This window comes from Paraburkholderia sp. BL6665CI2N2, from assembly GCF_004366535.1.
Taxonomy (GTDB): Bacteria; Pseudomonadota; Gammaproteobacteria; order Burkholderiales; family Burkholderiaceae; genus Paraburkholderia.
Genome location: NZ_SORC01000001.1, coordinates 5061762 through 5082893 on the forward strand (window position 1 = coordinate 5061762; position 21132 = coordinate 5082893).

The following is a 21132-nucleotide window of genomic DNA, read 5'->3' on the forward strand; positions in this document are numbered from 1 at the left end:
GGCGACCCGTCCGTCATGGCACTTACCACTGATAGGAAGCACCCACGCCAACCGTCGTACCCGACGAGCTGGTACCCGCGCCGGCCTTCATCTTCAGGTTCTCGGTGATGCGCGCCGAAACGCCGAGCGCGACAGCCTGCGAACCCTTATACGTGCCGCCACCGATACCGACCGCGATCGTCTTGCCTTGATCGACGTCCGGGATCATCGTCAGCGCCGTGGCGGCCGCGATACCTGCGTACGCACTCTTAGCGAGCTGATTGACGCTGTTCTGCACCGAGTTGACCTGCTGGTCGGTGTAGTCCTTCGCCGTCATGCCGGCCGGCAGATTGCCGACCGCTGAGCCGATCGCGTCGTTCAACTGGCCGACGTTGACTGCGTCCGTGGTCGCCGTACCGGCTGCGACGTTGGTGATCTGACGTTCGTTACCCGCCGAACCGACCGACACCGTGTTCGCACGATCAGCCACCGAGCCCGCGCCTAGTGCCACCGAGTTGGCCGCGGTTGCGCTAGCGTTCGCACCCATCGCCGTGGAATGCGTGCCGCTCGCGACTGCTGCTTCCGTGTCACGGTTGCCGTCTGCCGCGAACATCGGATTGCTCGCTGCGTTGGCAATGTTCGTGACGGTGGAGATCGCCGCGTTCATCTGGTTGACGTTCACCGCATCGGTGCCGTCCGTGCCTGCTGCTACGTTGTGGATAGTCGTACCGCCTGCAGCACCGTTACCCATGGTGACGCTGTTGTAGTTGGTCGTGCCGTCCGCGTTGTGGTCGTACGTGACTGCCGTGTTGGTCGTGCCATCCGGATTGATCATGCCCGACGCCTTCAACTGCGCGACGTTCACAGCGTCCGTGTCCGCCGTACCGGCCGCGACGTTGGTGATTTGACGTTCGTTACCCGCCGAACCCACCGACACCGTGTTGGCACGGTCAGCCACCGAGTTCGAACCCAATGCCACCGAGTTCGTTGCCTGCGACTGCGCGTTGCCGCCGATCGCCACAGACTCCGCACCCGTTGCCTGCGAATCCGGCAACGTCGAGTTGGCGTGGAAGTACGTGATGCCGCCACCGCTGCTGATGTTGTTCAGCGTGTTGTTGATGTTGGCGATATCCGTCGTGTTCTCCGTCACACGGCCGTCGAGGTTGGTGATCGCGTCACCTACGTTGTTGACAGTCGTGCCGTCCACCACGTACGTCGGCGCTGTGATCGAACCATCCGGGTTCACCGTCGAGCCACCACCCATCGCGTTCGCCGTCGACTGACCCAGCGCATACAGTTGGGCGCCGTTGACCGCATCCACGCTCGTCGCGTTCACATCACCAGCGGTCACGCCGGTCAGCTTGCGCGTACCTGCCGTGCCGGTGAAGTCCACCACCGTGCCATCCGTATCCTTTGCCACCGTGATGTTGCGTGACGTCGAATCCTGCTGCACCAGACCAACAGTACCGTTGTTGATGTTGTTCGTCAGGTTCGTGATGTCCGTCGTGTTCTGCGTCGTACGGCCGTCCAGGTTGGTGATCGCATCACCCGCGTTGTTCACGGTCGTGCCACCCACCACGTACGTCGGGTTCGTGATCGCACCCGTCGTCGTGTTGTACGTCGAACCGCCACCCAGCGACGATGCCGTGCTCGTGCCGATCTGGTTCACCTTCGCGTCTTCCGACATCAGCTGGCTTACGTTCACCGCGTCCGTCGCAGCGGAGCCCGCTGCGACGTTCGTGATGCGACGCTCTGCGCCTGCCGAACCCACCGACACTTCGCCGTTCGCCGTCGATGCCGTACCCGAGATCGCGCTGCCGCCCGGGTTGTAGCCCGCTGCCGTCAGATCCGCCGTGGTCGTCGAGTTCGAACCCAGTGCTACCGAGTTCGCCGCCGTCGCCTGGGCGTTGCCGCCGATCGCCACTGCATCCGTGCCCGTTGCCGACGAGTCCGCCAGCGTCGAGTTCGTGTGGAAATACTTGATGCCGCCACCGTTGGTGATGTTGTTCACCGTATTGCTGATGTTCGTGACGTTACCCGCGATGTTGCTGACGTTGTTGCTCAGGTTCGACACGTTGTTGCTGACGTTGTTCACCTTCGCATCTTCCGACTGCAACTGGCTCACGTTCACCGCGTCCGTGCCGTTCAGGCCCGCTGCGACGTTCGTGATGCGACGTTCCTTGCCTGCTGCACCCACCGACACTTCACCACCGGCTGCCGTGGCTGCCGAGATCGCCGTGCCGCCGGCCGGCGTGAAGCCTGCCGTCGTCAGCGTCGTTGAGTTCGCCACCGCGTTCGAGCCCAGTGCCACCGAGTTCGCCGTCGTTGCCGATGCGTTGCCACCGATCGCCACCGCGTCCGTGCCCGTGGCCGACGAATCCGCCAGCGTCGAGTTCGCGTGGAAGTACTTGATGCCCGCACCACCGTTGGTGATGTTGTTCACCGTGTTGCTGATGTTCGTGACGTTGCCCGCAATATTGCTGACGTTGTTGCTCAGGTTCGACACGTTGTTGCTGACGTTGTTCACCTTCGCGTCTTCCGACTGCAGCTGGCTCACGTTCACCGCATCCGTAGCATTCAGACCTGCGGCCACGTTCGTGATACGACGTTCCTTGCCTGCCGCGCCCACCGACACTTCACCGCCGGCTGCCGTTGCCGCCGTGATCGCCGTGCCACCAACCGGCGTGAAGCCCGCCGTCGCCAGCGTCGTCGAGTTCGCCACCGAATTCGAGCCGAGCGCCACCGAGTTCGCCGTCGTCGCCGTTGCCGCACCACCGATCGCCACCGCGTCCGTACCCACTGCCGATGAATCCGCCAGCGTCGAGTTCGCGTGGAAGTACTTGATGCCGCCACCGTTGGTGATGTTGGTGACGTTGCCCGCCAGGTTGCTGACGTTGTTGCTCAGGTTCGACACGTTGTTGCTGACGTTGTTCACCTTCGCGTCTTCCGACTGCAGCTGGCTCACGTTCACCGCATCCGTAGCATTCAGACCTGCGGCCACGTTCGTGATACGACGTTCCTTGCCTGCCGCGCCCACCGACACTTCACCGCCGGCTGCCGTTGCCGCCGTGATCGCCGTGCCACCAACCGGCGTGAAGCCCGCCGTCGCCAGCGTCGTCGAGTTCGCCACCGAGTTCGAGCCGAGCGCCACCGAGTTCGCCGTCGTCGCCGTTGCCGCACCACCGATCGCCACCGCGTCCGTACCCACTGCCGACGAATCCGCCAGCGTCGAGTTCGCATGGAAATACTTGATGCCGCCGCCGTTGGTGATGTTGTTCACCGTATTGCTGATGTTCGTGACGTTGCCCGCAATATTGCTGACGTTGTTGCTCAGGTTCGAAACGTTGTTGCTGACGTTGTTCACCTTTGCATCTTCCGACTGCAACTGGCTCACGTTCACCGCGTCCGTGGCGTTCAGACCCGCTGCCACGTTCGTGATGCGGCGTTCCTTGCCTGCCGCACCAACCGACACTTCACCGCCCAGCGCCGTCGCTGCCGAGATCGCCGTGCCGCCGGCCGGCGTGAAGCCTGCCGTCGTCAGCGTCGTCGCGTTCGCCACCGAGTTCGAGCCCAGTGCCACCGAGTTCGCCGCCGTGGCCGACGCGTTGCCGCCAATCGCCACTGCGTCCGTGCCGGTCGCCGACGAATCCGCCAGCGTCGAGTTCGCGTGGAAGTACTTGATGCCCGTACCACCGTTGGTGATGTTGTTCACCGTGTTGCTGATGTTCGTGACGTTGCCGCTCAGGTTGTTCACGTTGTTGCTGACGTTGTTCACCTTTGCGTCTTCCGACTGCAGCTGGCTCACGTTCACTGCATCCGTGCCGTTCAGGCCCGCTGCGACGTTCGTGATGCGACGTTCCTTGCCTGCCGCGCCCACCGACACTTCACCACCGGCTGCCGTGGCTGCCGAGATCGCCGTGCCACCGGCCGGCGTGAAGCCTGCCGTCGTCAGCGTCGTCGCGTTCGCCACCGAGTTCGAGCCCAGCGCCACCGAGTTCGCGGCCGAGGCCGAAGCGTTGCCGCCGATTGCCACCGCGTCCGTACCGGTCGCCGACGAGTCCGCCAGCGTCGAGTTCGCGTGGAAATACTTGATGCCCGTACCACCGTTGGTGATGTTGTTCACCGTGTTGCTGATGTTCGTGACGTTGCCGCTCAGGTTGTTCACGTTGTTGTTGACCGTGTTCACCTTCGCGTCTTCCGACTGCAGCTGGCTCACGTTCACCGCATCGGTCGCCGCCGAGCCGGCTGCCACGTTCGTCACGCGACGCTCCGCGCCCGCGTTGCCGACCGACACTTCACCGTTGGCCACCGAAGCCGTGCCCGACAGCGCTGCTGTGCCCGGGTTGTAACCCGCTGCCGACAGGTTCGCCGTCGTCGTCGAACCCGAGCCCAGCGCCACCGAGTTCGCTGCCGACGCCACCGTTGCGCCGCCGATCGCCACCGAATTCACGCCCGTTGCCGACGAATCCGCCAGCGTCGAGTTCGCGTGGAAGTACTTCACGCCGCCACCATTGGTGATGTTGTTCACCGTGTTGCTGAGGTTGGTGACGTTGCCAGCGATGTTCGTCACATTGCCCGACAGGTTGCTGACATTGTTGCTCAGGTTGTTCACGTTGTTGTTAACCGTGTTCACCTTTGCGTCTTCCGATTGCAACTGGCTCACGTTCACCGCGTCCGTCGCCGCCGAACCGGCGGCCACGTTCGTGATGCGACGTTCCTTGCCTGCCGAACCCACCGACACTTCGCCGTTAGTCGTCGAAGCGATGCCCGAGAGCGTGCCCGTGCCCGGGTTGTAGCCCGCGGCTGACAGGTTCGCCGTCGTCGTCGAGCCATAGCCCAAGGCCACCGAATTCGCCGCCGACGCGGTCGCCGAGGAGCCAAGCGCCAGCGATTGCGCCGATGCTGCCGATGCGTTATCGCCTACAGCCACGGCTTGGGCGCCTGCCCCAGCACCACCGGCCACCGAGTTACCGCCGATGGCAATGTTGTGGTCGAAGTTGGCAGAAGCGTTGGTGCCGATGGCAATCAGATCGTTGGCAGCGCCGACATATTGGGAGGAGGCCGTCGTCGCGCCGGTACCCAGGGCGATAGAGTTAAAGCCTTTCGACAATGCGTTGGTGCCGATCGCAGTCGAATCGTGTGCCCCGCCAAAGCTAGGGGCAGACGCGCCCCCGCCGATTGCAATGCCACCGGACATCCCGGCCGACGAGTCTGCCAGCGTCGAGTTCGTGTGGAAGTACTTGATGCCACCACCGTTAGTGATGTTGCTGACGGTGTTGCTGATATTCGTGACGTTGCCCGCGATGTTGCTGACGTTGTTGCTCAGGTTCGACACGTTGTTGCTGACGTTGTTCACCTTTGCGTCTTCCGACTGCAACTGGCTCACATTCACCGCATCCGTCGCTGCCGAACCGGCTGCGACGTTGGTGATGCGACGTTCCTTGCCTGCCGAACCCACCGACACTTCGCCGTTAGTCGTCGAAGCGATGCCCGACAGCGCGCCCATGCCCGGGTTGTAACCCGCAGCCGACAGGTTCGCCGTGGTCGTCGAACCAGAACCCAGCGCCACCGAGTTCGCGGCCGAGGCCGAAGCGTTGCCGCCGATTGCCACCGCGTCCGTACCGGTCGCCGACGAGTCCGCCAGCGTCGAGTTCGTGTGGAAGTACTTGATGCCACCACCGTTAGTGATGTTGCTGACGGTGTTGCTCAGGTTCGAGACGTTGTTATTGACGTTACTGATGTTCGTGTTCAGCTTGCCCAGCGCCGTGTCCACCGTGCTGAATGCTGAACCGATATTGGTCGCTGCACCCGACGTACCGTCGATCGCGTTCGCATTGGTCAATGCAAAGCTCGGTGCGCTGATCGCACCCGTCGTCGAGTTGTAGGCCGAGCCGCCGCCCAGCGCTGCCGCGGTCGACGTGCCATCCGGGTTCACCTTCGCGTCTTCCGATTGCAACTGGCTCACGTTCACCGCGTCCGTCGCCGCCGAACCGGCGGCCACGTTCGTGATGCGACGCTCCGCGCCCGCGTTGCCGACCGACACTTCACCGTTGGCCACCGAAGCCGTGCCCGACAGCGCTGCTGTGCCCGGGTTGTAACCCGCTGCCGACAGGTTTGCCGTCGTCGTCGAACCCGAACCCAACGCCACCGAGTTCGCTGCCGACGCGATCGTCGCGCCGCCGATCGCCACCGAGTTCGCACCCGTGGCCGATGAATCCGCCAGCGTCGAGTTCGTGTGGAAGTACTTGATGCCGCCACCGTTGGTGATGTTGTTCACCGTATTGCTGATGTTCGTGACGTTACCCGCGATGTTGCTGACGTTGTTGCTCAGGTTCGACACGTTATTGCTGACGTTGTTCACCTTGGCATCTTCCGACTGCAACTGGCTCACGTTCACCGCATCCGTAGCATTCAGACCTGCGGCCACGTTCGTGATGCGACGTTCCTTGCCTGCCGCGCCCACCGACACTTCACCACCGGCTGCCGTGGCTGCCGAGATCGCCGTGCCGCCGGCCGGCGTGAAGCCTGCCGTCGCCAGCGTCGTCGAGTTCGCCACCGCGTTCGAGCCCAGTGCCACCGAGTTGGCCGTAGCAGCCGTCGAGAGCGTACCAATGGCCACACTCGAGCCGCCCGTCGCCGTCGACCAGTAACCGAACGCCGAAGCGGCTGTCCCTGTTGAGGTGCTGCCATAGCCGACGGCAGTCGCCTCCGTACCCGTTGTTACAGTGTTGACACCGATAGCCGTAGCCCGTCCCCAAGAGGCCGCGGGCGTGGTTGCATTTGCGTTCTCACCAATGGCGATGCTGTCGCCACTGCCGCCGGCACCGTCCGGGCCACCAGCTTTCGCATTGCCCCCAATTGCGATGCTCGTGCTGAAGTTGGCTGTGGCGGCGGTACCGATCGCGATCAGATCCGCCGTCGCGACAAACACACCTGTTTGAGCCGTGGTCGCGCCCGTGCCGAACGCAATGTCATTGGTACCCTTTGCAAGCGCATTCGAGCCGATTGCGGTCGAGCTGCCAGTGCCCAATGACGAATTCGCTACGGCGCCGCCACCAATCGCAATGTCATTGGTACCCACTGCCGATGAATCCGCCAGCGTCGAGTTCGTGTGGAAGTACTTGATGCCACCACCGTTGGTGATGTTGTTCACCGTGTTGTTGATGTTGGTGACGTTGCCCGCCAGGTTGCTGACGTTGTTGCTCAGGTTCGAGACGTTGTTATTGACGTTACTGATGTTCGTGTTCAGCTTGCCCAGCGCCGTGTCCACCGTGCTGAATGCTGAACCGATATTGGTCGCTGCACCCGACGTACCGTCGATCGCGTTCGCATTGGTCAATGCAAAGCTCGGTGCGCTGATCGCACCCGTCGTCGAGTTGTAGGCCGAGCCGCCGCCCAGCGCTGCCGCGGTCGACGTGCCATCCTGGTTCACCTTCGCGTCTTCCGACTGCAACTGGCTCACGTTCACCGCGTCCGTCGCCGCCGAGCCGGCCGCCACGTTCGTCACGCGACGCTCAGCACCCGACTTGCCCACGGACACTTCACCATTGGCCGCCGAAGCTGTACCCGACAGCGCTGCCGTGCCCGGGTTGTAACCCGCGGCCGACAGGTTTGCCGTCGTCGTCGAACCCGAACCCAACGCCACCGAGTTCGCTGCCGACGCGATCGTCGCGCCGCCGATCGCCACCGAATTCACGCCTGTCGCCGACGAATCCGCCAGCGTCGAGTTCGCGTGGAAATACTTGATGCCACCACCGTTGGTGATGTTGTTCACCGTGTTGTTGATGTTGGTGACGTTGCCCGCCAGGTTGCTGACGTTGCTGCTGACGTTGTTCACCTTCGCGTCTTCCGACTGCAGCTGGCTCACGTTCACTGCGTCCGTGCCGTTCAGGCCTGCCGCCACATTCGTGATGCGGCGTTCGTTGCCGGCCGCGCCGACCGATACTTCACCACCGGCTGCCGTTGCCGCCGAAATCGCCGTACCGCCAACCGGCGTGAAGCCGGCCGTGGTCAGCGTCGTCGAGTTCGCCACCGAGTTCGTGCCCAGCGCCACCGAGTTCGCCGTCGTCGCCGTTGCCAAACCACCAATGGCGATTGCGGAACTTCCCGTCGCCCCTGTCATCGTTCCGAGCGCAATTGAATTATTTCCGGACGCCGTCGCTCCTATACCGATCGCAGTTGAGTTGCTGCCTGAAGCATAAGCTCCGTAACCAGGTGCGTTACTTCCCGCCCCAAAAGCGAGCGCCCCCATCCCTGAAGCAGTAGCACCATTGCCGATAGCGGTCGCGACGGTAGTCTGCTGCCCGTTAATAGATCCTTGATCGGTCGCACCAGCGTGTGCAATGGTCGAATAAGTTGCCGCGGCAACGGCCAGAAGGGAAATGGTCCCGATTGCTGCACTGATGCGACCGCCGCTGGATCCTTTACTACAACCTTTTGCAGTTTCGGCCGCCGCGACAAACGTGCCGGTTTTCTTGTTCCAAACGGCCCGATAAGACTTGTTCACACTTTTTCCTTTGAATAGGCGATAACTGAATTAGTAATGCGTAGACGCCACATAGAGCGCCTGCATTTCAAGACAGGAAGTTACCGAAGGGAATCGAAGCAGGATCACAAGCCAATTTGCCAGACCATCTCGACAATCCCTCTGGGGATGGTGCCAATATAAAATTGGCGCAGAGATCAATTAATAAGACGATTCCTAAAACAGCACTTTGTTTCAAAAAAAATCCCGCCGTTCACCCGGAAATTCTTATTTTTAAGCGAACTCGCTATGGCTATCGCACTCGCAAGAAAACCCGAGCGAGGAAGATTGATTGAAGCTGCGTGTCAGGATATTGCGAAGGGGTTTGGCCACGCCGTCGGTCGATGCACGAGATCACGTCATCCTCAAACATGTCGACTTCAGACATCTGATTGACAAGACAAAGAGCCCAACAAACCCGATCAAAGTCAAAAATAGGAGAACTCTGAAAAACACGGACGCGACTGCGAAAGTTTTGCCACGCCTTTTTAAAGTTTTCCCTTCCAAATTCAAATATGTAGCCAGTTTGCTACCGGCAGCAGCGGGGTGAACTTGGTTCGCCAACGCGGAACGGACTTGCCGGACTCTCGCGACTCGCCTGCTAGATAGACCTACGCCCGCCTTCATTGACACCGTGCGTCGCCTGATCCATGAGCGATTCAAACAGCTTGCTACGGCACAACCCGTTTAACGGCAACAGCACTTCCCAAAATTGGGAATACTCTCAATATTTGACATAACATTAAGATTTTTCCTAATTCAAAGCAGACGATGTGCCGTTAAGATTCAGTTCTATCCGCTCCGCACCAATCAGTCACACCGCAAAATCAGAAAAATAAAAAATTCCGCCATATCAAGACAGTTACGCACGTACCAAGGAATCGAAATGAAGTACTTTTTCCGACTAGCCGTCATTACTTCAATCGCGTTTTCAGCAGCATTCCCCGCTTATGCTGCGGACCATGACGAAGACATGCTAAAGTCGATCGAACAGACGTGGGTTACTGCCGTCGAGCAAGCTGATCAGGCCACTCTTGAAAGAGTGTTTGACGATTCCTTCATCGAAATCACTGCAAGCGGCGCACGTCGCACCAAGAACGACGTTCTTCTCGCCTCACCGCCTCCTCCTGGCTCGACGCAAACTCTGATGAACGTCGATGTACGTGTGAATGGCGATACGGCCATTGTCACCGGCATCAACCGCTCCAAGTCGGCGCCCACCGCCCAAGCGACCAACTACTCATTCACTGACGTTTTCCTTCGAAAAAACGATGGATGGCGTGCTGTTTCGGCACATATGACACGTAAGTAAGTGGTTCACAAAATGTAGTACATATGCGGATCACAAATGGAAAAAGGGAGTGCGCTGCGTTTGCCGCCCACTCCCTAACACCGGGATGAACGTCGAAATGTTGCGCAGCAATCGAGTGTGATGACAAGCCAGGTAGGACCGGGACTCGCTAAACCTGTATGCCCTGCGGAGCTTAGAGCTCGTTGCTGGAATGAGGTGCGAGTCAGCGGATTTCATAGTGGCCCGCAGCGTATCAGGCTGCAACAAGGCCAGATACAGTGGAATGGCATCGTCCCACCCTCGGTGGTAGTGCACGAAGGTGCTCGGCCTGAGAGCGTGGCAGTATCAGGGCTCCTGATCTGCAATTGAACGGAGGCCGTCATGAGTGTCACGTTGCTGAGCATCGATCTTGCGAAAAATATCTTCCAGCTGTACGGCGTGGACGAACGCGGCACCCAGTGTTGAGTCGGCGAGTCAGCCGCAACAAGCTCGAATTCATTGTCAGTCTGCCCTCTTGCCGTATCGTGATGGAAGCCTGTGGTGGAGCGCATTACTGGGCTCGCCGGTTCTCGGCGATGGGCATCATGTGCAGATCATTGCGCCCCGATTCGTCAAACCGTTCGTCAAATCCCAGAAGAAGGATCGCAACGATGCGGAGGCGATCGTCGAAGCTGCGTCCCGTCCGACCATGCGCTACGTTGCGGTCAAAACAGCGTTCAGCAGCAGGATATCCAGTCCATGCACCGCATCAGCAGCCTGCTCATGCGTGACCGTATCGCGCAGATCAACCAGATACGAGGCCTGTTAGCCGAATACGGTGTTGTCATTGCACAAACCGCACTGAAAGTACGGCAGCAGCTGCCGGCAATTATTGACGACAAACGCAACGAGCTCACAGGGTTGAGTCGATCAATGATGCGGGATATGTACGAGCGACTCGTCCTGCTGGATAAGCAGACCGCCCGGTATGATGAGCTGATCCATCAAGTGCACAAGGCATCCCCTGCAAGTCAGCGATTTGAGAGGATTCGAGGCGTCGGGCCGCTGATCGCAACTGCTGTCATCGCTGCAGCGGGGAGTGCCACTGAATCCTCAAACGGCAGACAGTTTGCGGCGTAGCTGGGCTTGACCCCACGCCAGCACTCGTCAGGCGGCAAGGATCGCCTGTTCGGCATCACGAAGCGCGGTAACGGATATCTGCGAATGCTGCCGGTACACGGCGCCAGATCGGTCGTCCAGCAAGCCATAAAACATACCGATACGCTTTCCCGATGGATTCGAGAGGTTCAGGCGAGACGGGGAACAAACATCGCCGTCGTGGCACTTGCCAACAAGATCGCCAGGACGATCTGGGTATTGCTCGCACGCGGCCTGGAGTACGCACCGCCGGTATGAACGGAGCAACGATCGGATGGCGGCAACCGTTTTACCTCTTCATTGGTTGCACAAGTGATCTGATTCAATGGCAAACAGGTCGGACCGTCGGTGACAAAACCTGCGCAGTCTTAGGGCTCTCGAAGCCGTGGATATAAGTAGGAGTCGCCGGGCGAAATCCATTGGGGCCACGCACATGCGTGCCACAGAAAGGCCGAATGTATATATGCAATCCTGCACCTGCTCGCTGTAGAACAGATCGTTTGGCAAACGGGACGAGGCCATGTATAAAGCTGCAACCCATCCTGTCAGTCAATACACACGAAAAACTGTTGCAAACGGGCGGCGTCCATCTAGATGGTTATGAAACGCTTGTTTTTTGGCCGCCATTGGCGTGTCGACCTGTGTGTTGGCCGCCGGCCTTCACACAGAGGTTCAAATCGAGGCAACACTTGTTTCGATCGAGCAAACATGGGTAGATGCCGCCGTCAGCGGCGACCGCGAAGCGCTCGATGAACTGCTCGACGACTCGTTCGTCGAGACCATGCCTAATGGCGCACGCCGCAGCAAAGCCGAGGTTTTGTTCGCGCCCTCGCTGCCACCCGGCTCCGCGCAAACCTTCGGGGATCTGAAGGTGCGTGTCTTTGGCAATATCGCGATGGTTTACGGCGTTTACCCTACACACCCGCTTATGGCATGAAAGCGACCGATTACGCCTTCACCGACCTCTACGTGCGGCGCGGGACGACATGGCGTGTCGCGTCGTCACATACGACGCGCGGGTCCAGCGCATAAATGTTCAGTTAGTGCGCCGCAGTCTGCGACTTCAAAGCCATGAGGCGCGATCGCCCGCGCCTCATGTCGTCTACTGGACCGTATCGGCAGACCGTCTCAGTGAGCAATCGCAGCCACGCTTGGTCCGACGTCCGCCCCCGCCTTTTTCGCGTCCTGACCCGCTTCCGCAAGAAGCTTTCGCCGCAGCGCCAGCCGTAATACGGCGGTGTGAGATGCCGCGCGCGTCGAGTGCGATCACCTGATACAGTTCGCGGTCGCATTCCACTTCACGCTCATACTCCTCACACGTCTCGACCAGCAGTTCGAGCAGCACTTGCCGGCTCCGTCGTTCGCGGCTCGTCAACGCAGGATTCCTATATATCGAGGTCGCAAGCGTGGCCAGTCTGTTGAGTTGAGTCAACTGCCGCTCGCACGAACCGAATGCCGACAAGGCGAGCTTTTCGTACTGCAAGGCATCGACTGGCGGGCGTGAGGCGAGTTTGGCGTTTTTTCCGATTTTGCTCATGGCGCGATTCCCTGATGAATTCCTGAATCGCCCGACACTCGCTTGCAAGGAGGGTGAGCGGGCACGTAGCGGGTTAGCAGACCGGCGTTCCAACAATCCGGCGAGCCTTGCGGCTCCCCACCACGGCCCGCCCATTGAAATGTAGACGTGCAGAGGCAGACGCACGACCCGCCTGGGCCTCAGGTTTACCCACAAAGTTGAGAGGCCGCGCTATCCGCTTTGCTTGAAGAGCTGATACATCTTCGTAATTTCGTGCAGGACGAGAAACCCGCGCCATATGACGGTCGGTCCTGGTGGCCGGTCATGCTTACGATTCAGATAACCGCCGAGCATACCTATCCACACGATGGTTTGCTGCAGCGTCGGAACCTGCTCTGGCAGTTGCGTCGTTCGGTGGGTGTGGCAATAGAGCGCCTGCCATTCGACGGGTTGAAGCAGTACTTCGCAGCATAGCTGCGTATCAGTTCGCGCGAGCAGTGTTGCATACAGGATGTGCCACGCGATGACGGCAAACAGAGCTGTCGCTCTCACGAACCGGTCGAGCGTGCCGAACTGGCGCGCCTCGATACGGCAGCCGCTTTTGAGCACGCGATGCCACGTCTCGATGGTCCAGCGCCGTGCGTACCAGGCCAGCCGTTCGAGAACTTCATCAAGCGAGGTCGTGGGCACCGAACTCAGCAGCATCCATTCAAGCGGTTCAACGCCATCCGGGGGGGTATCTTCAATGGCGTGAATCGCAAAGACGTCCATCTCAGGCAGGCTTCGGCGGCTGGCGCGCGCTCTTGGAGAGTGTAGTCGCACGCTCGCACAACGCAATGTCAGCCGTGCTGTGCGCTGAGGAAGTGTGCCCCTGGCTGGCACCTGCAGTTCAGTGTGGCCAAGAGGCAGGGTGGCTAGAACAGCCTCCCAGAGGTAGCCTTGCGGGTGACGCGCCACGCGGTTGTGTACTGCGCGGATCAACCAGTCCACCCCGTCGGGGCGTTCGGCGACAAATAGCTCGTACAGGTCGCTCTCGCGGTCTCCAACACAGACAAACCGCGTCTGCGTACAACGTACCTTGAGTGCCGCGAGATGGTCGATTCCTTCAAGCCATTTGTTACTTTCCTTCTGTTCGATCGGGCGCGTAACCGCAGGGGCCCTCTTGCCGAACACCTCTTGGGGGCGCACCCAGGTCTTCATGCCCAGCACCCCTAGCGGCAAGCCCTCGGGCGTGACCGCCAGCAGGCTGTGCATCATGAAGCCTTGCTCATTGTTGCCGGTGCCGCGACCCAGGCCTTCAGTCGCGGGCAGATGCGACAGGTTGAACTCCGTTGTGTCCTGAATTGCCAGCACGACCGGCACCTGCCTCATGCGATCGAGCGTTTGTGCAATATGAGGCGCAAGGATCCCGTTTGTGTCCACCTGCTCATTATCGAAGAAGCGGTAGGCGGCCTTCAGTTCGGCTGGCTTGAGTGACTGGGGAAACGAACCCTGCGGACTGTGCGCGAGGCGGCGAGCCAACGCAACAAGACGTTGTGCAAGGCGCGCGTCCCCCAGATTCGCCTCGCTGAATTCGGCACTCGCCCAGTCGTCAGTATCGTTTCCGTCGACCAATTCCAACTGCCGTCGCGAACAGAATGGGCCAAAGTTAACATCGACGCCGACCGTTTACAAGCGATCATTCACTCCTGCCACACAAAAAGTTGTGGGGAATCCTGAGGCCTGGGCGGGTGTGCGGTTTCAGGCGCAGGCTGCTAAACCTGACCACCGGTTGATGCCGGCAGTTCGGAAATTATAAATCAGGCCGTACACGCATTGGCCGCCCCAATATGGGCTGACAGCCAAAGCTAGCCATTCCGCCTAAGACGATACGCCGCGCGCCAGCGCCCGCTAATGTAACAAAGGGCGGTTTGCCGAATCCAGCAAGCCGCCCTTTGTCAGATCGCAGCCGGCAACCTGAACCGGCGCGAAACGCGCGCGTCCTAAAACGGCTTGATCACCACCAACGCCACCGCCGCGAGCATCCCCAACACCGGCAGTTCATTAAACATCCGATACCACTTGTCCGAGCGACGATTCTCGCCGCGCTCGAAGGTGCGCAGCAGCACGCCGCAGTACGCGTGATAAATCACAAGCAGCACCACCACGCCAACTTTTGCGTGAATCCACCCCTGCCCACGGCCGATGCCGATCACCAGCCACAGCCATATGCCGCACGCCAGGGCTGGCACCGCAATGAACGTCATGAAGCGGAACAGCTTGCGGGCCATGATGAGCAGTCGTGCCGTCGCGGCGGGCTCCGTTTCCATCGCCAGATTGACGAAGATGCGCGGCAAATAGAACAAGCCGGCAAACCAGGAAGCAATCAGGACGATGTGAAACGTTTTTACCCAAAGCATCGGCAGTACCTGTTCGTGTGCAATTGGTGAGTGTGTGGATCGGCTGAGCGAGCGCGGCTGCGTTGCACAGCCGCGTTTTCGTTAAACGCTCGGCGTCGTGTGCTCACTGCCGCCCTTCGCCGTGCCCCAGCACGACATACTTGAGCGACGTCAGCCCTTCCAGCCCCACTGGGCCACGCGCATGCAGCTTATCGTTCGAGATGCCGATTTCAGCGCCCAAGCCAAACTCAAAACCATCCGCAAAACGCGTCGACGCATTCACCATCACGCTCGCCGAATCCACTTCGCGCAGAAAGCGCATCGCACGGTCATGATCTTCCGTGACAATCGCATCGGTGTGCTGCGAGCTGTACGTGTTGATGTGATCGATCGCCGCGTCGAGGTCGTCCACCACCTTGATCGCCAGCACCGGCGCGAGATATTCAGTGCGCCAATCTTCTTCGGTCGCTTCAACGAGCGGACCCACGCCCGCATCCGCCAGCACGGCGCGCGCCGCCGCGTCCACACGCAACTCGACTTCCTTGCCGCGATACAGCTTGCCCAACGGCGGCAGCACTTCAGCCGCGATGCCGCGCGCGACCAGCAGCGTTTCCATCGTGTTGCAGGTACCGTAGCGGTGCGTCTTGGCGTTATCGCAGACGGTCAGCGCCTTGGCCAGATCCGCGCGATCGTCGACATACACGTGGCAAATGCCGTCGAGATGCTTGATCATCGGCACGCGCGCTTCGTTCATCAGCCGCTCGATCAGGCTTTTGCCGCCGCGCGGCACGATCACGTCGACGTAGTCGGTCATCGTAATCAGCTTGCCGACCGCGGCGCGGTCGGAAGTGGCGACCACCTGCACGGCGTCCTGCGGCAAACCGGCCGCTTCGAGACCTTCACCGATCAGCTTCGCCAGCGCCGCATTGCATTCGAGCGCTTCCGATCCGCCGCGCAGAATGGTTGCGTTGCCCGACTTCAGGCACAGCGCCGCAGCGTCGATCGTCACGTTCGGACGCGATTCGTAGATGATGCCGATCACGCCCAGCGGCACACGCATCTGGCCGACCTGAATGCCGCTCGGCCGGTATTTCAGATTGCTGATCTCGCCGATCGGATCCGCCAACGCAGCAACTTGCCGCAAGCCCTCGACCATCGTCTTCAGCGCTTTATCCGATAGCGTCAAACGGTCGATGAACGCTGCATCGAGCCCCTTCTCGCGAGCCCGCGCGAGGTCACGCGCATTGGCCTCTTTCAGCAGCGCAGCATCGCGTTCGATCGCCTCTGCGACGGCCGCGAGCGCGGCGTTCTTCGCCGCCGTCGACGCCCGCGCCATCGCCCGCGAAGCTTGGCGAGCGCGACGGCCGAGGTCGGTCATGTACTGGTCGATATCCATGGTGATTCTCGTGGTGCCGCGCACGTTCTCGTGCGGCGGACTGACAGAATTAGCGAAACATCAAGCGATTGTAAGGCGAGTAGAGGCGCTTTGCTTGTCGCGGCGGCTTGAGCGGTTAGTACGGCTTGAGCGGTTCGAGGAGCACTAGCGGCTCACGCGAGTCTCGCGGGTTCTGGCAAATCGAGCTTGTCAAGAACCCGCCTTTCGCATCTCAAACCCGGCCACTACAAAAGCGGCTTTGGGAAACGATCCGCAAACGGTCACGATATGACTCGCACTTGCATCGAACCCTCACCACCCGGCCCCTCAGGCTCAATCAAACTGGCCTTCGAGCGGTAGCGGCGGCTCCGCTCCGAGGTCGTGGCGGCGGCCCAGGCACCGTTTTCGGCGAAGCCACCGTCATGGCCAGCTCGAACAAACCGTCCCAGGGATCGGGCGGCGGATCGTTGCGATGATTGCCCGGCGTACCGCCCGACAAGCCCTTCACCTGCCGATCCAGCCGAGCCGCCAAAGCAAGCGCCTTTTCCAGCGAGCCTTCGCTCACACGCGACAGCGCCGGCCCGATCAGCCGTTCTCGCGGCCCCCACACGCGGTTCTCGCGCACCAGCATCGCAAGCGGCTTGCCTGCCGTAACGCCGCGCTTGATCCGCAGCAGCGTGCGCACTTCTTCGACAACCGCCCACAGCACCAGCACCGCGGCCTCGCCTTCGCCGCGCAGCCCGTCGAGCATGCGCGACAAACGGCCGACATCGCCCGCCAGCATTGCTTCGTTCAGCTTGAAGACGTCATACCGCGCGACATTGAGCACCGCGTCGTGAATCTGTTCAAAGCTCAACGACCCAGCTGGATACAACAACCCGAGTTTCTGAATTTCCTGATGCGCCGCCAGCAGATTGCCTTCCACGCGCTCTGCGATAAACGCCAGCGCACGCCGCCCTTCTTCGCCGGCGACCACACGCTGATTCTGTGCGGCGAGCCGCTGGCCGACCCAATTCGGCAACTGCGCACGCTCGACCGGATCGATTTTCAGCGCGACGCCCGCCTCGGACAAAGCCGTGAACCACGCCGACTTCTGCGTGGCCGCGTCGAGCCGTGGCAGCGTGATCATGGCGAGCACGTCGTCATTGACGGCAGCGGCGAGCGCTTTCAGCGCTTCCGCGCCTTCCTTGCCGGGTTTGCCGGACGGAATGCGCAACTCGACCAGTTGGCGGTCGCCGAATAGCGACATCGACTGGCTCGCGCCCAGCAACGAACTCCAGTCGAAGCCGCGCTCCACGGTGAACACCGAGCGGTCGGTAAAGCCGGCCGCGCGCGCCGTGGCGCGAATGCGGTCGCACGCTTCCTGCGCGAGCAGATGCTCGTCGCCGTACACGATGTACAGTCCGGCGAGTCCCTTGGCGAGATGCGCTTCGAGCGCGTCAAGTCGCAGTTGCATGGCTACCGATCGGCGAGGTTGAACAAAGACGGCAATTCGAACGAATGGTGCGACTCACAGCGGCGGCGGCGGCAACGGCGCGCGCGGCGCAACCGAGGGCACTTCCTCGCCCGGCGCCGGATGCATCGAGCGCACGACGGCCAGACGGCGCGTGAGCTGGTCGATCGCGTCTCTTTCCATGTCGTCGAAGAGAATGTTGCTTTCGGAGGCTTTCGCTTGCGAGAACTGATCGCTATAGGTCATCGCGCGGTTCAACGCGATCACGCTCGGCGGAATCAGCAGCGTGCCGTCCTTGGCCGTCAGCGAATAGTTCATATTGAGATTCAATTGATACTCTTCGACCACACCCAGCGAGTTCAGCGTCAGCGTGCCGATGCCGCGGCCTTCGGTGATCTGCAACGTGGCGTCGGCATTCGCGACCGACGTGACCACCACCGTGTCGCTGCCGCCTTCCACGATACGCGCGAGACGCGCGCCCGCCGCCGCGGAACCGCCGGCGATATAGAGGCGTTTGAATGCGTAGTCCTGCTGGCCGCGCAACTGGAAGCCGCAAGCGGTCAACATCAATACGCTGCAAGCCAGCGTCAAAAACGATCTGCGAGTCACATTGGCTCCTGGTTCGCAGTAGATTCCGCAGCGCGGACAAGCGCCGCCGTGCGCGGCGGCGTCCTGCCTGCTGCCATGTCTTCGTCGATGCTCACACAACCACGTTCACGAGGCGTCCCGGCACCACGACGATCTTCTTCGGCGCCTTGCCTTCGCTGAACTTCGCGACCATGTCATGCGCGGCCGCGAGCTGTTCGATCGATTCGCGCGAGGCGTCTTTCGCCACGGTGATCGCGCCGCGCACCTTGCCGTTCACTTGCAGCACGAGTTCGATCTCGGACTGCTCCAGCGCTTGCTCGTCGACTTTCGGCCACGGCGCGTCGAGCAGCGAGCCGAGTTCGTCGGCGTAACCGAGTTCCTGCCACAACTGGAACGTAAGGTGCGGCACAACCGGATACAGCACGCGCAGCATCACGCTGCATGTTTCGCGCAGCACGGCCGGCCGGGCGCCTTTCGCGCTGTCGAGCGCGTTGAGCATCTTCATGGCGGCCGACACCACCGTGTTGTACTGCAGACGCTGGTAGTCGAAATCAGCCTGTTTCAGCACGCTGTAGATCTCGCGGCGCAGCGTCTTTTCAACATCGCTCAGTTGCGCGGCGTCGAACGTGCCGCCTTCGCGCAATGCGGCTTCGTTCGCCTGACTGAAACTCCACACGCGGCGCAGGAAGCGGCTTGCGCCTTCCACACCCGAGCCGGACCATTCGAGCGACTGCTCGGGCGGAGCAGCGAACATCACGAACAGACGCGCGGTGTCCGCGCCATGCTGATCGATCAGCAATTGCGGATCGACGCCGTTGTTCTTCGACTTCGACATTTTCTCGACGCCGCCGAGCACCACCGGTTGACCGTCCTCATTCAGGACGGCGCCGACCGGGCGGCCCTTGTCGTCGAACGAAACGGTCACGTCGGCCGGGTTGTACCAGGTCTTCTTGCCCGCTTCGTTTTCGCGGTAATACGTTTCGTTGAGCACCATGCCCTGCGTGAGCAGGTTCCTGGCCGGCTCGCTGAATTTGACGAGGCCCATGTCGCGCATCACCTTCGCCCAGAAGCGCGAATACAAGAGGTGAAGAATCGCGTGTTCGATCCCGCCGATGTACTGATCCATCGGCGCCCAGTAGTCGGTGCGCTCGTCGACCATGGTCTTCGCATCCGGCGACGCGTAGCGGTAGAAGTACCACGACGAATCGACGAACGTGTCCATGGTGTCGGTTTCGCGTTTGGCCGCGCCGCCGCAGGTCGGGCAGGTGCAGTTCACAAACGCTTCGGACTTGGCGAGCGGATTGCCCGTGCCGTCCGGCACGAGGTCTTCCGGCAGCACCACCGGCAGATCTTTTTCCGGCACCGGCACGTCGCCGCAGGTCGGGCAGTGGATGATCGGAATCGGCGTGCCCCAGTAACGCTGACGCGACACGCCCCAGTCACGCAGACGCCACGTGATCTGTTTGTCGCCGAGGCCGAGTTCCTTCAGGTCCGCGGCGATCTGGTCGACCGCTTCTTCGTAGCCAAGGCCGTCGTACTTGCCGCTGTTGATCAGCGTGCCGGTCTTCTCGCCGTACCATTCTTGCCAGACATCGGTCGAGTATTCCTTGCCTTCAACCGCGACCACCTGCTTGATCGGCAGACCGTATTTCTTCACGAACGCGAAGTCGCGCTCGTCGTGCGCCGGCACGCCCATCACGGCGCCTTCGCCGTAACTCATCAGCACGTAGTTGCCGATCCACACTTCGATCTGTTCCTGCGTCAGCGGATGCGTGACGTAGAAGCCGGTGGCCATGCCCTTCTTTTCCATGGTCGCGACGTCGGCTTCAGCAACGCCGCCGCGCTTGCATTCCTCGATGAAGGCCTGCAATTCCGGCTTGTCTTTCGCGAGGCGCGTGGCGAGCGGATGCTCGGCGGCGATCGCGCAGAAGGTGACGCCCATGATCGTGTCGGCGCGCGTGGTGAACACGCGCAGCAGCTTCTGTTCGCCGTCGATCTCGTACGGGAAGCCGAAGTTCACGCCGAAGCTCTTGCCGATCCAGTTCTGCTGCATGATCTTGACGCGCTCGGGCCAGCCGAGGCCTTCGAGGTCGTTCAGCAGTTCGTCCGCGTACTGCGTGATGCGCATGTAGTACATCGGGATTTCGCGCTTTTCGACGAGCGCGCCCGAACGCCAGCCGCGGCCGTCGATCACCTGCTCGTTGGCGAGCACGGTCTGGTCGACCGGATCCCAGTTGACGGTGCCGGTTTTCTTGTACGCGATGCCCTTTTCCAGCATCTTCAGGAACAGCCACTGGTTCCACTTGTAGTAGTCCGGGCTGCACGTGGCGACTTCGCGCGACCAGTCGATCGCGAGGCCCATGGACTGCATCTGCTTCTTCATGTAAGCGATGTTGTCGTAGGTCCACTTCGCGGGCGGCACGTTGTTGGCCATTGCCGCGTTTTCCGCCGGCATGCCGAATGCGTCCCAACCCATCGGCATCAGCACGTTGTAGCCGTTCATCCGCAGATAGCGGTACATCACGTCGTTGATCGTGTAGTTGCGCACGTGACCCATGTGCAGCTTGCCCGACGGGTACGGCAGCATCGAGACGCAGTAGAACTTGGGCTTGTCGGTGGTTTCCGTCGACTTGTACGCGTCGATGGCGCGCCATTGCCCTTGCGCGGCGGATTCGACGTCGGAAGGAACGTATTTTTCGTGCATGGTGTGATGGGATCGCTGGGTCGGTGCTTTCGCACCGGCCGCTTTGGTGCTCTGCTGGATGAATTGGCGTCGTTTCCCCTTCGGCGGGGGAAAGGGCTGATTATACCGTCCGCGGACGGGTCCGCCGCGCGGCGTGCTGCATGCGACGGCTTGGCTTGGCTTGGCTTGGCTTGGCTTGGCTTGGCTT

The 21132-nt window shown here is 61.0% G+C and carries 10 protein-coding genes and 2 pseudogenes; 3 read left to right on the forward strand and 9 right to left on the reverse strand.

The features are described 5' to 3' along the window. Nucleotides 1–22: 22 nt before the first annotated feature. Nucleotides 23–8101, reverse strand: coding sequence for a YadA-like family protein (locus B0G81_RS45420; RefSeq protein WP_279590491.1), 8079 nt, complete (start codon nt 8099–8101; stop codon nt 23–25). A 10-nt stretch (nt 8102–8111) separates the two neighbouring features. Beyond that, nucleotides 8112–8230 (reverse strand): annotated as a pseudogene (locus B0G81_RS45615) (hypothetical protein); the annotation flags it as partial. A gap of 1159 nt (nt 8231–9389) precedes the next feature. Between B0G81_RS45615 and B0G81_RS22645 the strand changes: the two are divergent. From B0G81_RS22645 to B0G81_RS22655, 3 genes and pseudogenes are all read left to right on the forward strand, one after another. Further along, on the forward strand, nt 9390–9815 hold the full coding sequence (locus B0G81_RS22645) for a nuclear transport factor 2 family protein (RefSeq protein ID WP_134138406.1): 426 nt from the start codon (nt 9390–9392) through the stop codon (nt 9813–9815). 360 nt (nt 9816–10175) lie between these two features. Further along, nucleotides 10176–11189: pseudogene (locus B0G81_RS22650) on the forward strand (IS110 family transposase). Nucleotides 11190–11547: 358 nt separating this feature from the next. Next, entirely contained in the window at nt 11548–11868 is a 321-nt protein-coding gene (locus tag B0G81_RS22655; RefSeq protein ID WP_134138407.1) for a nuclear transport factor 2 family protein, read from the forward strand. Between the two features lie 165 nt (nt 11869–12033). Here B0G81_RS22655 and B0G81_RS22660 read toward each other — a convergent pair whose 3' ends face one another. The 7 genes from B0G81_RS22660 to leuS all read right to left on the reverse strand — a co-directional run bounded on the left by B0G81_RS22660 (nt 12034) and on the right by leuS (nt 20945). Then, nucleotides 12034–12468 carry a hypothetical protein gene (locus tag B0G81_RS22660; protein ID WP_243856570.1) on the reverse strand — a complete coding sequence of 145 codons (435 nt, stop codon included), beginning with the start codon at nt 12466–12468 and terminating at the stop codon, nt 12034–12036. A gap of 210 nt (nt 12469–12678) precedes the next feature. After that, on the reverse strand, nt 12679–14061 hold the full coding sequence (locus B0G81_RS22665; protein ID WP_134143187.1) for an IS4 family transposase: 1383 nt from the start codon (nt 14059–14061) through the stop codon (nt 12679–12681). Between the two features lie 368 nt (nt 14062–14429). Next, entirely contained in the window at nt 14430–14846 is a 417-nt protein-coding gene (locus tag B0G81_RS22670; protein WP_166679047.1) for a CopD family protein, read from the reverse strand. A 103-nt stretch (nt 14847–14949) separates the two neighbouring features. Continuing rightward, entirely contained in the window at nt 14950–16221 is a 1272-nt protein-coding gene (locus tag B0G81_RS22675; protein WP_134138409.1) for a glutamate-5-semialdehyde dehydrogenase, read from the reverse strand. A 316-nt stretch (nt 16222–16537) separates the two neighbouring features. Then, nucleotides 16538–17656, reverse strand: coding sequence for a DNA polymerase III subunit delta (gene holA, locus B0G81_RS22680; protein ID WP_134138410.1), 1119 nt, complete (start codon nt 17654–17656; stop codon nt 16538–16540). A 54-nt stretch (nt 17657–17710) separates the two neighbouring features. Next, complete coding sequence (lptE, locus tag B0G81_RS22685) at nt 17711–18262, reverse strand: LPS assembly lipoprotein LptE (protein ID WP_116118291.1); 552 nt, start codon at nt 18260–18262, stop codon at nt 17711–17713. A gap of 91 nt (nt 18263–18353) precedes the next feature. Beyond that, the gene (leuS, locus tag B0G81_RS22690) at nt 18354–20945 is read right to left on the reverse strand and encodes a leucine--tRNA ligase (RefSeq protein ID WP_134138411.1); all 2592 of its coding nucleotides are present in this window, start codon (nt 20943–20945) and stop codon (nt 18354–18356) included. Between the last annotated feature and the right edge of the window lie 187 nt (nt 20946–21132).

Excerpts from the sequence above, each read along its gene's own strand:
- B0G81_RS45420 (WP_279590491.1), bottom strand. The coding sequence starts at position 8,101 with ATGACAGGGGCGACGGGAAGTTCCGCAATCGCCATTGGTGGTTTGGCA.
- B0G81_RS22645 (WP_134138406.1), top strand. The coding sequence starts at position 9,390 with ATGAAGTACTTTTTCCGACTAGCCGTCATTACTTCAATCGCGTTTTCA.
- B0G81_RS22660 (WP_243856570.1), bottom strand. The coding sequence starts at position 12,468 with ATGAGCAAAATCGGAAAAAACGCCAAACTCGCCTCACGCCCGCCAGTC.
- B0G81_RS22670 (WP_166679047.1), bottom strand. The coding sequence starts at position 14,846 with ATGCTTTGGGTAAAAACGTTTCACATCGTCCTGATTGCTTCCTGGTTT.
- B0G81_RS22675 (WP_134138409.1), bottom strand. The coding sequence starts at position 16,221 with ATGGATATCGACCAGTACATGACCGACCTCGGCCGTCGCGCTCGCCAA.
- holA (WP_134138410.1), bottom strand. The coding sequence starts at position 17,656 with ATGCAACTGCGACTTGACGCGCTCGAAGCGCATCTCGCCAAGGGACTC.
- leuS (WP_134138411.1), bottom strand. The coding sequence starts at position 20,945 with ATGCACGAAAAATACGTTCCTTCCGACGTCGAATCCGCCGCGCAAGGG.